A 14828-nucleotide genomic window follows, 5' to 3' on the forward strand; every position below is an offset into this window, starting at 1 on the left:
ACTTTTGTTTCTGCATCTGGTGGCACTATTGTACCATCTTTCTTTATAACATTTTCGTTAGTTGATGATTTTATTGATATAGTATATCCACTTGATACTGATGGCATTGTTAGTGTTGTTGCATCTTTTGCTGGTGCAGTTACACTTGTTATTTTTGCTGCCTCTTTATTTACTGCTGCTTGTAATTCTTCATCTGTTGATTTAGCTGGTACTACTACCTCTATTTCTTTAGTATCTGCTGTTTTTCCACTTGATGTATGTGTTACTGTAAATACTAGTTTCACTGTTGTTGCTGTATTTTGTGGTACTATTGTTCCATCTTTTTTTATAACATTCTCGCTACTTGATGATTTTATTGCTATAGTATATCCACTTGATACTGATGGCATTGTTAATTTAGTTGCATCTTTTGCTGGTGCAGTTACACTTGTTATTTTTGCTGCCTCTTTATTTACTGCTGTTTGGTTTTGGTTAGAAGAACTTCCTCCACTACTACTTCCTCCATGTGAACCTCCTCCACTTGAAGAACTTCCTCCTGATGAGTTAGAACCTGGATTATTTCCACTTATAGATGGAGAATTATCTCCCTTAACAGTACTTATTGTACCCTTATTATCTATAGTAGTACCTTTAGAATTATTTGTAACTGTAGTTATCTTACCACCATTAGTTACTTTTACTTGACTTGCTCCAGATGCTACTGTTAAACTACCAATCTCACCTTTTGAATTATTTTCTATCTTAGCTCCATTTTTATCATTAACTTTTAAATTAGTTATTTTTCCATAGTTAATGAAAGTTCCATCTTTAACATCATCTATAACTACATCGTCTACTTTTGCATAGTTGTTTACATCCCCATTAGGCATGTTGATAGTTACAGCCTTTGTATATGTACCATTTAAGTTTACTGTTACTGCTTTATCAGTTTGTATTGTAAATGCTTCTTTAACTTCACTAGTTGGTTTAAAGTTTATAACATCATTAGCAGTAGCTTTATCTACAGCTGATTTTAACTCAGAAATTGTTTTAGCTTCAACTGTGCTTACTTCTTGTAATGATTTCATTTCATTAAATGCTGTCTCATTGCCATTTCCACCAACTTTAGTTATTTTGTCAAAACTCTTAGAGTTTACTAAAGATTTTTGTGAAGCTGATAAATTCTTTCCAACTAGAACTACTGGTGATTGGTTTTTAGCTCCTAATACACCTACTGCTAATGCATCTATAAGTTGGTCTTGTTTAGCCATACCATCTTTAGTTACATATGCATTTTTTAAATCTGTCTTTTTATAGAATTCTTTTACTACTTTTGCATTTGTATCATTTCTATCTGTTCCACCTAATCTTGTACTATTTGGTAGTTTATTTTTTACAGCTTCAGAAACTGAACTTTCCCCACCTATTACATAAGATTGAGTTATTCCTGCATCTTTTATAAATTTATCTGCAACTGCTGTTCCATTTTTAGAGTCAGCAAGTATTACTGGCATATTATTTTGCGCAGCTGGAGCACCCACACTTACTGCATCTGCAAGCCCTTTTTCACCATTAACTACAGCTATTTTTTTAACATCACTTACTGCATCTAATCTCTTTGCTAACTCTAAAGATGTTTGGTATCTCTCTGCACCAGATATTCTTTCAAAAGATATTTTTAAATCTTTTATTTGTTTTTCTATATTTGCACTTAGTACAGAAGTACCACCTATTAGATATACTTTCTTAGCTTTTAGTCTTTGTAACTCTGCTTTTGTCTTATCATTTAATTTATCTTTACCTGTTAAAAGTATAGGAGCATTTTTTGCCTTTGCAAATGGTGTTGCGGATAGAGCATCTGCTATAGATGAATCATTTACTATTACTACCTCATCAGCATTTTTCCATCCATCTTGGCTTATTTTTACAGCAGTTTCATATCTCTCTTGTCCTGTTAAATTTGTTGCTACTGTTTGTGCACTAACTATACCTGCTGTAGAACTTCCAGCTATCATAGTAACTGTAAGCATAGCAGCAATCTTCTTTGGTATTTTCATTATATTTCCCCCTTGTCCATTAGTAGTACCTAATTGTTTCGTTTTGTTCCCGTTTTAATTCTAAGAGCTACTTTTTTTTACATAAAACCTACTATTTTACAACAATTCATTAACATAAAAATCAAACTCACCTTAAAATTAAAATTTACTAATTTTTCAATCAATTAGAAAATCTACGCATTCCTTTATAATAACTATAATATAAGAAAATAATAAATAAATTATATATTAATTATAAAATCATTATAGTTAGAAAACCTCTTTAAAATTAGTCTTTAAGTATCCCTTAGAATTAAAAGTGCTACTTGTTTTATAAATAAATTTCATTATTTATGCTTATTATGATTATATATTAAATAACCAATTTTATCCATATGAAAAACAAATTAATTTGATATTTTTTAAATTATTTTTTATATTTATATTTTATTTTGTTGTATTTTTACGAGACAATATAAAAATAGTATAAAGCTTATATAAAGATAATATAAAATTCTATCTTTCCATCACAAATTTCAACCTTATATCTAAAATTATTTTCTTCAAGTATAGTCTTAACTATTGTAAGACCAAGACCAGTACCTGAAAGTTCTTTACTTCTTGACTTCTCTAAGACATAAAAAGGCTTCCATATATCATCAATATCATCTTCTCTATCATAATCTATTCCATTTTTTATAGATAAAATAATCTTATCCTTATCTCTAAAAAGATTAATCTCTATCTCATTATCACTAGTATACTTTATTGCATTACTAATCAAATTATTAAGTACCATATCTATACTATCTTTATCAGAATTTATTATAAGATTTTTATCTTCTATATCGCATTGAACACTTATATTATCCTTAGATATCAATAATTCATAATTTTTTAAATTCTTAAGCAGTCTCTCCTTTAAATCTACTTCACACAAACTAACTTCTTTTTTCTCATATTTAGCCCAATATAAAAGAGTATTTATTGTATTAGACATATTTTCTGCCTGTTCAATTATTGTATCTGTATAAGTACCATCATCCAAACCATCTTTCATACCTATAGCATATGCTTTTATAAGTGCTATTGGAGTTTTCATTTCATGAGATGCATCAGATATAAAAGATTTTAAATTTTCATTTCTTTTATTTAATTCATTGTGTGCCTTTTCAAGCTTCACACTCATTATATTTATGCTATAAGCTAACTCCTCTATTTCATCATTCGTTTTTATAGCCTCAGTTCTAAAATTTAACTCAGATATATCCTTCGATAAAAGCTTTAACTTTTCCATAGGTCTTATAATTCTGTTTGACAGTATAAATGTAAGTATAGTTATTATAATTACTGAAAATATCCCCATTATTATATTAAATCTATTTACTATACCAATTGTTTCTTCTGAATGTTCTATTGGTATAGATATAGCAAATAAATAATTATCCTTTTTCATAAACTTTACTAGTAGACTATATTTGGTTTTTCCCTGATTATATATTTTATTAATACTTTTATTGTCAATATCTTTTAAAACACTTCCTTCAATCCAAAATTTATTTAAGCTCAAACCTTTATTCCAAAAAGCGTCTAGCAAATCTTGATTTATTTTATCCATACTATTTTTATTTTTGTAATTTTTATCTAATGTTACATATACAATGGCTGTATTACTTTTTTCTTCAATTAATTCAATATTTGACTTTAATTTATTAATATCCTTATGTTTTATTTCATTTTCAATGTTGTTCAATACATTTCTTTTTTCATGTAAATAATACCTATGAATAAACATACTATTTATAGCTATAGATATTATATAAACAACTACAACTACTATTGATATACTTATAGATAACTTCTTATTTAGTTTAGTCATCAAAATCCTCCAGACTATACCCTAATCCTCTGTAAGTTTTTATTATATCTTCTCCTACTTTTGTTCTCAGTCTTCTTATATGAGTATCTACTGTTCTAAAATCTCCATCATAATCCAATCCCCAGACTAAATCTAAAAGTCTTTCCCTAGATAAAACTATTCCTTTATTATTTACTAAGCAATGTATTAATTCCAATTCTTTTTTAGTCAATAGTAGTTCATCATTACCTTTAAAAACTTTATTTGACTCAAAATCTATTTTTAAATCTCTTATATTAATTGTATCTTTATAATTTACCAATTTCTTAGCCCTTATTATTAAGACTCTAGGGTCAAATGGCTTTTTAACATATTCATCTGCACCTATATTGAGTGCCTCGATTTCATCTTCGCTTTGACTTTTAGCTGTCAACATAAGTACCTTTGTGTTACTATTTTCCTTTATCTCTTTACAAACCTCTATTCCATCAATTACTGGCATCATCCAATCCAGTATTGCTAAATCTATTTTATTTTCATAAAAAACATCTAAAGCCTCTTCCCCATTTTTTGCAGTAAATACATTGAAGCCTTCTTTTTTAAAATAAGCACAAAGTATCTTAATCATACTCACTTCATCATCAGCAATTAATACATTCATATATTCACATCCCTAAATTTATTATATTTCATATTATATCCATTGTTTCAATTATATAAAATATATGTTACAAGAAGTTTACAATTATTACTAAATACCAATATAAAATAGAGTACAGATAAGCTTTAATACTAAATCTATAAATTTAAACACATAGTTAACTCTGCAAAATTTTTAAATATAATTGTTAATCTCTAAATATTAATATAAAGCAGAAACCTACAAAATAACTCTTCTATATAAAATTAATATTTTTATCCAATCCCATAAGATTTTATACATAAATAAAAAAGGTACCTCACCTATGATTTAAAAATCATTTTGAGATACCTTTTACAAAATTATATATTCTACACGACTTATCTAAGCTTAAAGCTTAAATCTTAATCTATTAATAATCTAATTTACCCTAATTGCTATTGTATTTTATAGATATAGCCAATTTATCTAAAATCCTCATCAATACATCATATGCATTTATTTAAAATAATCCTAATATACCTGTAATAGCACCTACCACTATCAATATACCCATTATTTTTATTGGAGAAAGACCTTTCTTTAAAGCAAAGAGTACCAATAAAGTAAGTACCAAAGGAATTAACCCTGGAAATATCTTATCAAGTAAATCTGTCTGAAGACTAAATTTAAAATCTCCACTAGTATAACTTATTGGTGTAGATAAATTAATAAATCTACCTACTAGTCCGCCCATAACTAAAGTCCCTAGTATCGAAGCACCTTCTATAACTTTATTTACTATTCCACCCTGAAGTATACTTTCAACAGCTTTTTTACCATACTTGTATCCATTTGTCCACATTCCAAATGAAATTGAGGTCATTATTATATATTGAGCCAATACAAATAATATCGGTCCTGCAATTGATGCTCCTCCCTCAGTTAAACCAATACAAACAGCTAATACTATAGGTGTTATAACTCCTTGAGTTAAAGTATCTCCAATACCTGCCAATGGTCCCATTAAACCTGTCTTTATGGCATTCATACCATCACCACTTATTTCATCTGCACCATTAGCTTTTTCTTCTTCCATAGCTATTGTTATTCCATGTATAACACATCCACATATAGGCTCTGTATTAAAAAATGCCAAGTGAGTTTCTACTTCTTGCTTTAACTCTTCTTTATCTGGATATAACTTCTTAAGTACTGGTAACATTGAATGTGAAAATGCTGTTGATTGTAATCTTTCATAATTGTAGTTAGATTGTGCAAAGAAAAACCATCTTAGCCATGACTTTATCACATCTTTTTTGCTTAACGTTTTCTTAGCTACTTCACTTTTTGTATCTGACATAATTTTTTCCCCTTTCTTATATATTTAAGATGTCGCACCATCTTTTCCATATTTAATTGAAGTAATTGTAAGAGCAAGTATTACTCCAATAACAGATATTACTATTATATCTACTTTAAAATAAACAGCCATTAATATACCTAATATGAAAAATGGCATAGTAAACTTATTTCCAATTAATTTTAAGTTCATAGCAATTCCTAACGCTGGTAACATAGCTCCAATTACATTGAATACATGTAACACATTATCATTCATTACTTCTAACATTCCATCTATTGCATTTGGCCCAAAATAAACAACTAATAATGCTGGTATAAAACTCATTACAAACAATAGTATCTGAGGTGGAACTATATTTATAAATGCTACTTTATCTATATTTCCTTTTTGAACCTCTCTATCTGCCCAGTGTGCAAAAAAAGAATTGACTGTCATTTTACCTATCCAAAGTACAGTTGCAACAGTACCTAATGGAACAGCTATTGCCATTGCAGTACTTACATCCAAATTAGATGCTATAGCTAAAGCAGTCCCCACATATCCTGCAAAAGCTGGGTCTCCCATTTGAGCCCCTCCTGCTGATATGAATCCTAAAGATATCATATTTATACCTGCACCTATAATTGCTCCTTGAACTGGGTCTCCTAGTATAATTCCTGTTACAAATCCAGCTAATAAAGGTCTATTCCATGTAAAAAATCCAACATAAGTTAGCCATGGACTCCAAGAAAGATAATAAAAAATTGCTATTAAAACTGCTTGAATTAGTGAAATTTGCATGTTCTTCCTCCTTATTTAATTTTAAATATTTACAAAATAGGTCTTACAACAATGTTCCTACATCAATTTTCTTTGCATCTGGAACTATTTGTATAAAACACTTAACATTCTTTGATATTAATTCCCTAAATATTTCTTTCTCTTCATCTGATACTGATATATTCTTATAAAAACTTTTTCTTCCAAGACCAGCTCCCATACCCCCAACATTTAATTCTTTTAAATCTACTCCATTATTTACTAGACCTAAAACAGTTTTAGGATATTTAACTAATACTATTAAATTTTCATCTCCATCATATGATTTTAAAACTTCAGCACCTGATTCTATATCATGCACTTCAACCTTAACAGTTGAGGGTGCTGCCATTTGTAAGACTTGAACTATAAAAGGGTCTTTTACAACTAAATCATCTACTATTACTATCCTCTTTGCTGATGTAATCTTACACCAAGCAGTTATAACTTGCCCATGTATTAATCTATCATCAATTCTTGTTAATGCTATATTTCTCATAATAATTCCTCCAAAATTTTAATTTATTTTATATATTTAAAGCTGCTTTTACATCTTTAATTCCTAAAACTCCAACTTCTTCACATAAATTTTTTAAATCTTTTAACTTCATAGTATCTCTGTTTAAAAACAGCTCTAAAAGCATAGGCAAATTTACACCTGTTAAACATTCTAATTCACATTCCTTAGCAAATTTATTTATTATAACAGCAGATGTATTGAAAGGAGTTCCTCCATAAAAATCAAGTAATACTAAAATACCTTCATCTTTATATTTTTCAATTCCATTTTCTAATTTTCTACTAAACTCATCTATACTGTCACCATGGTTTAATCCTAAAGTTTCTACTTTTTCTTGTTTCCCTACTATTAATTCAGCACTTTCTAACATTGCTTTAGCCATATTCCCATGTGCAGCTATAATTATTCCTGCCATATGAATCATACCTCTCTTAACTTTTTTATATACATTATAAATTACTATCTTTATTGCTCTACCTTAATTAGCCACATTAATCATTATCTTACCAAAGAAAATGTCTCTTTTGTATATTTTTTCAAAATAATCTGGCACTTCATCTAAATTTATTCTGTGTGTCACCAATTTCTCAACATTCATGTCACCTTTTTGCATATGATACAAGCCAGCACTCCATTCTTTTCCTGGAAATGGAAATGAATTTCCAAACCAAGTTCCTTTCACAGTTAGCTCACTTCTCACTATCTTCTCAAATTGTTCTCTGCTTAAAGCTACATCTCCATATGGTACTCCTGCATACAGTACTGTCCCACCTTTTTTGGCTAATAATAATACCTGACCACATGTCATTGGAGTTCCTGCTGATTCAATAACAATGTCTGCTCCAGCTCCATTAGTTAATTTTTTTATCTCTTCTACAATATTTTTTTCTTTTGCATTTATACAAATATCTGCTCCTAATTCCTTCGCTAATTCTAATTTCTCATCAAATACATCTATAGCCACTATTTTTGTAGAACCAAATATTTTTGCCCATTGTATCGAAAATAAGCCTATTGGTCCTGTTCCAAGTACTACAACAGTATCTCCTACCTTAGTTTCTGACCTAAAAAGTCCATGCCCTGCTATACACACTGGTTCTAAAGCAGCAGCCGTTTCATAACTTATTTCTTCTGGTATTTTTATCAAATTTCTTTCCTTTACCTTTGTATATTCAGCAAAACATCCTCCAAGCTCTTTATTGCCTATTATTGCTACATTATTACATCTTGAATACAACCCTTTTTTACATTCATCACATTCAAAACATGGCATAGCTGGACAAACAGCAACTCTATCTCCTATTTTAAAATCTTTTACTTCTGTACCAACTTCTGCTACTTCTCCTGAAAATTCATGTCCTAAGATTTCTCCCACCATATGAGGGCCTGTCTTTGAGTATTTTGATATATCAGAGCCACATATACCAGCAACTTTTACTTTAACTATTACATCATCTTTTTCTAATATTTTAGGTATATCTGCATTCTCTACTCTTGTATCTCTTACACCATAGAACTTAACTGACTTCATATTAACCACCTCTATTGTTTATTTTATTTAGATATATACTCATCTTTTTTATGTAAAATATATAGAGCAATTTTTATGCCAACATTTGTAAATATAGTTTTCATGCCATTTATCGCACTGTTATTATATGTGTGTCAAAGTGTGTCAAAGTGTGTCAAAAAATTTTCCTACAAAAACTTATGTGTGTTAATACAAATGACACTCACTTTCTTTCTGAGTACTTTTCTAAAATTTTTCATAAAATGTACTTTTTTTATTATTTTTATAAAAATGTTCGGAAAAATTCTCTATTTTTGTGATATAATATTAAATATAAGGCATCAATATAAATTTTTATACGAATACCAGAACTTTTTTGACACTAATGCCTTATTCAATATAATAATTTAATATTTTGGAGGTTGTTTATGAAAAAAGTGTATCAAGGAAAGACTAAAGATGTTTTTGAATTAGATAATGGAAATTTCTTACTTAAATTTAAGGATGATGTAACTGGCAAAGATGGTGTATTCGATCCAGGTGAAAATACTGTAGGGCTAAGCATAGATGGAATTGGTAAGGCTAATTTAGAAACATCTGTTAAGTTCTTTGAAATTCTAAACAATGCTGGAATTAAAACTCATTATGTAAGTGCTAATTTAGAAGATGCAACTATGGAAGTGTTACCAGCAAAAGTTTTTGGTAATGGATTAGAAGTTATTTGTCGTTATAGAGCTGTTGGTAGTTTCTTACGTCGTTATGGTTCATGTGTTGAAGAAGGAGCTAAGTTAGACTGTTATGTAGAAGCAACTTTAAAAGATGATGACCGTTGTGACCCACTTATAACATCTGAAGGTTTAGAAGCTTTAAATATTATGACTCAAGCTCAATTTGATTCAATGAAGAGTATGACTCAAAAAATTTCTAACATAGTTCGTGATACTATAGCTGAAAAAGGACTTGAACTTTATGATATTAAGTTTGAATTTGGATTCTACAATAATGAAGTAATATTAATAGATGAGATAGCATCTGGAAATATGCGTGTTTATAAAGATGGTGTAATAGTTGACCCTATGGATTTAACTGCTTTATTATTAGCAAAATAATTATACAGAATATATACATATAATTTTCAAATACAAATCTAATAAACGTATAAATAATAACAAGCTATGAATCAGAAATTCTATAAAATATCAATTACTTTAAAACATTTTATAAGTTCTAATTTCATAGCTTTTTTATTGTATTATTACAACATTTTATAATTTCTAACTTTATAGCATCTTTTATTCTGCTGATGCACTTAATTTCTATAAATTAGCTTCTATATTCTATAACTATCACCTCCTACTATTTATCCTAATTCATACTTATTAGTTACTAGATAATAATTTCAATCCTACAATCCCCACTACAATAAGACCTATACATAAAATTCTAGCCATATTAACTGGTTCATTTAAAAGAGCAATTCCTACAATAGCAGTTCCAACTGTACCAATTCCAGTCCATATGGCATATGACGTTCCAAGCGGAAGATGTTTAAGCGCCAATGATAAAAAATAAAAACTAACAATCATCCCAACAACAGTAAGTATACTTGGAGTCAACTTAGAAAATCCATGTGAATTTTTTAATTGAAATGCCCAAAAAACTTCAAATAGTCCTGCAATAAATAAAAATAACCATTTCATATAAATCATCCCTCTTTTCAAATAATATATCTCTTTTTTAGCAATAAAATAACCTGAGAAATATTATAAAATATCTCCCAGGTTTTTATCCTTCCGTGTTCACAACAAAATTATGTTGTGGGTTTTATCTTGGACCAGACCAATCATTAATAATTGCGGAACCCTATAAAACTCTAGTATTATTTTATTGTCTTTAAAATAATACTATCAACATAGGTAAAAAAAGTCAATATATTGATATGATATAAATTATAAGAGTATAAATTAAAATATATATCTATAGTAATTTGTACTCTTTGGTTATATAACATATTCAACTTACATATTTTGTATTTATATCTAATTTTTATTTAATATGTTATAATAACATAAAAATATCGAAAGGAGTAATTTTTATGAATTCCTACAAAATTGCAGTGTGTCAGATGATTACTACAGAAAACAAGATTGAAAATATTAATCATGCTGTAGAAATGGTAACAGAAGCTGCCAATAATGGGGCTAAAATTGTGGTTTTACCGGAAATGTTTAATTGTCCATATGAAAATAAATACTTTCCTAAATTTGCAGAAGAATATCCAGGTGAAACAACAAATACATTGAGTAAACTAGCCGAAAAACATGGTATTTATCTAATTTCTGGTAGTATTCCAGAGTTAGAAGATAGCAAAATATATAATACTTGTTATGTATTTGATAAAAATGGAACTTTAATTGGAAAACATCGCAAAATGCACTTATTTGACATTGAAGTTACAGGAAAAGTTAGCTTTAAAGAATCTGATACTCTTACTGCTGGAAATGATGTTACTATAATAGATACTGAATATGGAAAGATGGGTATTGCTATTTGCTATGATATTCGTTTCCCTGAATTATCACGTTTAATGGCTCTTGAAGGTGCAGAAATCGTTATCTTGCCAGCAGCATTCAATATGACAACTGGACCTGCACATTGGGAATTATCTATCAGAATGCGTGCTTTAGATAATCAGATATTTTATGTTGGTGCTGCACCTGCTCGAAATAAAGATGCTTCTTACATAGCTTTTGGTAATTCAAGAATTTCAGACCCTTGGGGAAAAATTATAGCTCAGGCTGATGAAAAGGAATGCATTATCTATGCTGATATTGATAGAGATTTAATTCCTAACATAAGACAACAATTACCATTACTTAAACATAGAAGAACAGACTTATATGAACTTAATATTTTAAAATAAAAAATTATAAAACCCCCTAAATTAATTATTTAAAATATTTATGGGGTTTTTATTATGGTAATTATCCCAACTACTCTTAGTTACTAATTGATTAATAGTAGTCATTTTTTATTAAATATCTTTACTTTTCTCACTTATCATATCTTCCAACTTTATATTTGGATTATGGTATCTCTTTTTATTTTTAGTTACATCTTTCCATTGAATCGCTTGCTTAGGACACCAATGTACACATGCTAAACAATGTTCACAATTGTGTAAAAACTTCGGTCTCCCCTTTTCAACGTCTATATTATTTACAGAACATACTTTTGAACAAATACCACATTCTATACAGGTATCTTCAACTGAAAAATGGCTATCTTGATTTGCACAAGATGAAATATATTTTTTATAAAACTTCTTGTATATAAAATTTGTTTTGCCAATTTTATTACTTTTCTTATTTACAATATCTTCTGACACTTCATTAACCTTGATTTCTGCTTTTCTAAGTAAATTATCAATTTTTTTATCATCTTTTATTTTAAACTCACAAATGTAATTAGAAACCATCTGTATCCTTGAACCTAGATTTAGTCCATGACCCTTCTCTTTCAATAAAGCATTCACATCATGAAGCGCACTTCCACCTATCATGCCTCCACAAGTTACTACAGCAAAAATATATGGTTTATCACTTTTAATATTTAGATTTGATATAAATTTAGAAACAAGATTAGGTAACTCCCAAAAATATAATGGAAATACAAATCCTATCATATCACTATTACAATCTACATCAGTTGTTTCACATATTCTAATTATATTTGCATTTATTTTATTCGATATACTCTCTGCTACACTTAGGCTATTTCCAGTTGATGTAAAATAATAAATAACTTTATCTTTCATAAAATACTCCTCCCAAGATGCCCTTTTGGAAAATTATTCATCTTTATATATTAAAATTAGAATACTCAAATAAAGACTATTAACTACATGCTTAAATTTTCCAATAATTAGACACTTGATTTATTTAGTATATAAAAATATACTAATTTTAATCATTAAAACTATTATATTTTTATGTAAATTTAATAATTTGAGAAATTCTTGAGATTTTTATACTAAAATAGAAGTTGTTTAAAAAGTTTTATTTAGAAAGGAGAATTTTTATGAACAGTAAAATACTTGTTGTAGATGACGAGGAAGGAATCACCACTTTATTAAAGGATTATTTTGAAATAAATGATTATGAAGTTTATACTGCTCAAAATGGAAAAGAAGCACTAGAAAAAATATCTAAAAATCCAGACATTATTCTACTTGATATAAACATGCCTGAAATAGATGGAATTGAAGTTTGCAGTAGAATTAGAAACTATATATCATGTCCTATCTTATTTTTAACAGCCAAAATTGAAAACAATGATAAAATTAATGGTTTTCGTGTTGGTGCTGATGATTATATTGTAAAACCTTTTGATTTAGAGGAACTTGGGGCAAGAGTCTCTGCTCACTTAAGACGCGAACAAAGAAAATCAAATCATACTAAAGTCAATTTTTATAAAGATTTAGTAATAGACTATGAAAAAAGGTCAATTTCCATTGATAATAACCAAGTTTCACTTTCAAAAAAAGAATTTGATATCGTAGAACTTCTCTCTACGAATCCTGGTCAAGTATTTGATAGAGAGAGAATTTATGATAGAATATGGGGCTATGATAAAAATGGAAATAGTGATGTTATAATGGAACATATCAGAAAAATACGAATTAAATTATCAAGATATACTCTTGAAAATTACATAGAAACAGTATGGGGAGCTGGTTACAAATGGATAAAATAAAAAATATGTCATTAAAAAAATCTTTTTTCTTTCTCACTCTATCTTCATTAATTATAGCATCAGTACTTACAACAGTCTCATACATTTTACTTAATTACATATATCACTCTATACAAGACAAATATTTACAAACTCCTTTATACACAGAAACTATAACCATAGTGCAAAATAATTTAAATCAATATAGTGATTTTGATAAAGTATTGATTAATATAATTAGCACACTTCAGCTTATACTCCCACTCGTATTTTTTATAGGACTTCTATTATTGGCTGATATAATTTTTTATAAGGTAAAATTAAAGATACCTATTGAAATACTTAATAAAGGAGCAAACGAAATATCCAATAATAACTTAGATTTTTACTTAGAATATAAGAGTAATGACGAATTAGGTAATCTGTGTAGTGCCTTTGAGAAAATGAGGTTGCAACTAAATAAAAATAATATAAAAATGTGGACTATGATAGACGATAGAAAACAGCTTAATGCTGCTTTTTCTCATGATTTAAGAAATCCTCTGACTGTTCTAAAGGGATACTCAGATTATTTAATAAAATACATGCCAACAGGAAAACTTAGTGATAAAAAAATTTTATCAACTGCACAACTTATGTCTGAACATATCAACAGAATTGAATACTATGTAAATAGTATGAGTAATGCTCAACGATTAGAAGAGCTAGTTATTACAAAATCTACATCAAGTATAAATGCTTTTGTAGAAAACTTAGATAGCAATATCTCTATTCTATCAAAACAAGCTGGAAAATCTTTTAAAATTACAAATAAAGTGGATAATATAAACGTATTATTTGATGAAAATATTATTCATAGAGTTATTGAAAATATAATATCAAATGCATTTAGATATGCAAAAAATAAAATATCTATACTTATATACCTTGAGCAAGAATTCCTTACTTTCGTAATTGAAGATGATGGTGTGGGATTTAGTGAAGAATCTATAAAATCAGCATTAAAACCTTTTTATAAAGATAAGACTTTAAATAATAACAACTTAAATTTTGGTATGGGTCTTTATATATCTAAAGTATTATGTGAGAAACATGGTGGCTCTATTTTTATTGAAAACAATCCAATTGGTGGTGCTAAAATTACAACAAAGTTCTCAACAAAAGACTAGAGGTACTTTAATTTTTAATCTAGATTTTCTTGTATAAAACATAATAAACTTTTAAGTTTTATTAAAATATACCCTATAGCGTACATTCTAATAAAAAGACGCAACCTTAAACATAAATATAATCTATCTGATTTTTTTAAATCAGATAGATTTACACAACACATTTCAAATACATAAAAATCTATTTCGCTAATTAAATTTAATTTTTATAATACAATAATAAATTTATCTGTCAATTA

Annotated in this window: 14 protein-coding genes and 1 riboswitch; of the genes, 4 read left to right on the plus strand and 10 right to left on the minus strand. The window is 28.1% G+C overall.

Annotation, left to right across the window (positions count from 1 at the left end; translation table 11 throughout):
• The 8 genes from IC173_RS15740 to IC173_RS15775 all read right to left on the minus strand — a co-directional run.
• A partial coding sequence (locus IC173_RS15740) for a cell wall-binding repeat-containing protein (protein WP_227855837.1) occupies positions 1-2036 on the minus strand: 2036 nt, incomplete at its 3' end.
• A gap of 472 nt (positions 2037-2508) precedes the next feature.
• Positions 2509-3894, minus strand: a complete 1386-nt coding sequence (locus IC173_RS15745; RefSeq protein WP_227435252.1) for a sensor histidine kinase — start codon at positions 3892-3894, stop codon at positions 2509-2511.
• Complete coding sequence (locus tag IC173_RS15750; protein ID WP_227435254.1) at positions 3887-4534, minus strand: response regulator transcription factor; 648 nt, start codon at positions 4532-4534, stop codon at positions 3887-3889. Before IC173_RS15750 ends, IC173_RS15745 begins: the two co-directional genes overlap by 8 nt.
• A gap of 481 nt (positions 4535-5015) precedes the next feature.
• Positions 5016-5855 carry a PTS system mannose/fructose/sorbose family transporter subunit IID gene (locus tag IC173_RS15755; RefSeq protein WP_227435256.1) on the minus strand — a complete coding sequence of 280 codons (840 nt, stop codon included), beginning with the start codon at positions 5853-5855 and terminating at the stop codon, positions 5016-5018.
• 24 nt (positions 5856-5879) lie between these two features.
• Positions 5880-6638: a PTS sugar transporter subunit IIC gene (locus IC173_RS15760; protein WP_227855838.1), complete on the minus strand. Its 759-nt coding sequence runs from the start codon at positions 6636-6638 to the stop codon at positions 5880-5882.
• Positions 6639-6681: 43 nt separating this feature from the next.
• Positions 6682-7155, minus strand: a complete 474-nt coding sequence (locus tag IC173_RS15765; RefSeq protein ID WP_227435260.1) for a PTS sugar transporter subunit IIB — start codon at positions 7153-7155, stop codon at positions 6682-6684.
• Between the two features lie 28 nt (positions 7156-7183).
• Complete coding sequence (locus IC173_RS15770) at positions 7184-7600, minus strand: PTS sugar transporter subunit IIA (protein ID WP_413927365.1); 417 nt, start codon at positions 7598-7600, stop codon at positions 7184-7186.
• A 54-nt stretch (positions 7601-7654) separates the two neighbouring features.
• Positions 7655-8707: a galactitol-1-phosphate 5-dehydrogenase gene (locus tag IC173_RS15775; RefSeq protein WP_227435264.1), complete on the minus strand. Its 1053-nt coding sequence runs from the start codon at positions 8705-8707 to the stop codon at positions 7655-7657.
• Positions 8708-9114: 407 nt separating this feature from the next.
• Between IC173_RS15775 and IC173_RS15780 the strand changes: the two genes are divergently transcribed.
• Entirely contained in the window at positions 9115-9795 is a 681-nt protein-coding gene (locus IC173_RS15780) for a phosphoribosylaminoimidazolesuccinocarboxamide synthase (protein ID WP_227435267.1), read from the plus strand.
• 270 nt (positions 9796-10065) lie between these two features.
• Here the strand turns inward: IC173_RS15780 and sugE are convergent, their stop codons facing one another.
• On the minus strand, positions 10066-10386 hold the full coding sequence (sugE, locus tag IC173_RS15785; RefSeq protein WP_227435269.1) for a quaternary ammonium compound efflux SMR transporter SugE: 321 nt from the start codon (positions 10384-10386) through the stop codon (positions 10066-10068).
• A 72-nt stretch (positions 10387-10458) separates the two neighbouring features.
• A riboswitch (guanidine-I (ykkC/yxkD leader) is annotated at positions 10459-10564 on the minus strand.
• Between the two features lie 217 nt (positions 10565-10781).
• Between sugE and IC173_RS15790 the strand changes: the two genes are divergently transcribed.
• Complete coding sequence (locus IC173_RS15790) at positions 10782-11609, plus strand: carbon-nitrogen hydrolase family protein (protein WP_227855839.1); 828 nt, start codon at positions 10782-10784, stop codon at positions 11607-11609.
• Positions 11610-11720: 111 nt separating this feature from the next.
• On the opposite strand, the gene IC173_RS15795 is transcribed toward IC173_RS15790, so the two are convergent.
• Entirely contained in the window at positions 11721-12503 is a 783-nt protein-coding gene (locus tag IC173_RS15795) for an EFR1 family ferrodoxin (protein WP_227435272.1), read from the minus strand.
• Positions 12504-12766: 263 nt separating this feature from the next.
• Between IC173_RS15795 and IC173_RS15800 the strand changes: the two genes are divergently transcribed.
• A complete protein-coding gene (locus IC173_RS15800) occupies positions 12767-13441 on the plus strand; it encodes a response regulator transcription factor (protein ID WP_227483344.1) in 675 nt (224 codons plus the stop codon).
• Positions 13429-14589, plus strand: a complete 1161-nt coding sequence (locus IC173_RS15805) for a sensor histidine kinase (protein ID WP_227483345.1) — start codon at positions 13429-13431, stop codon at positions 14587-14589. Before IC173_RS15800 ends, IC173_RS15805 begins: the two co-directional genes overlap by 13 nt.
• Positions 14590-14828 lie beyond the last annotated feature (239 nt).

The sequence above is a fragment of the Clostridioides sp. ES-S-0048-02 genome, assembly GCF_020658495.1.
GTDB lineage: Bacteria > Bacillota > Clostridia > Peptostreptococcales > Peptostreptococcaceae > Clostridioides.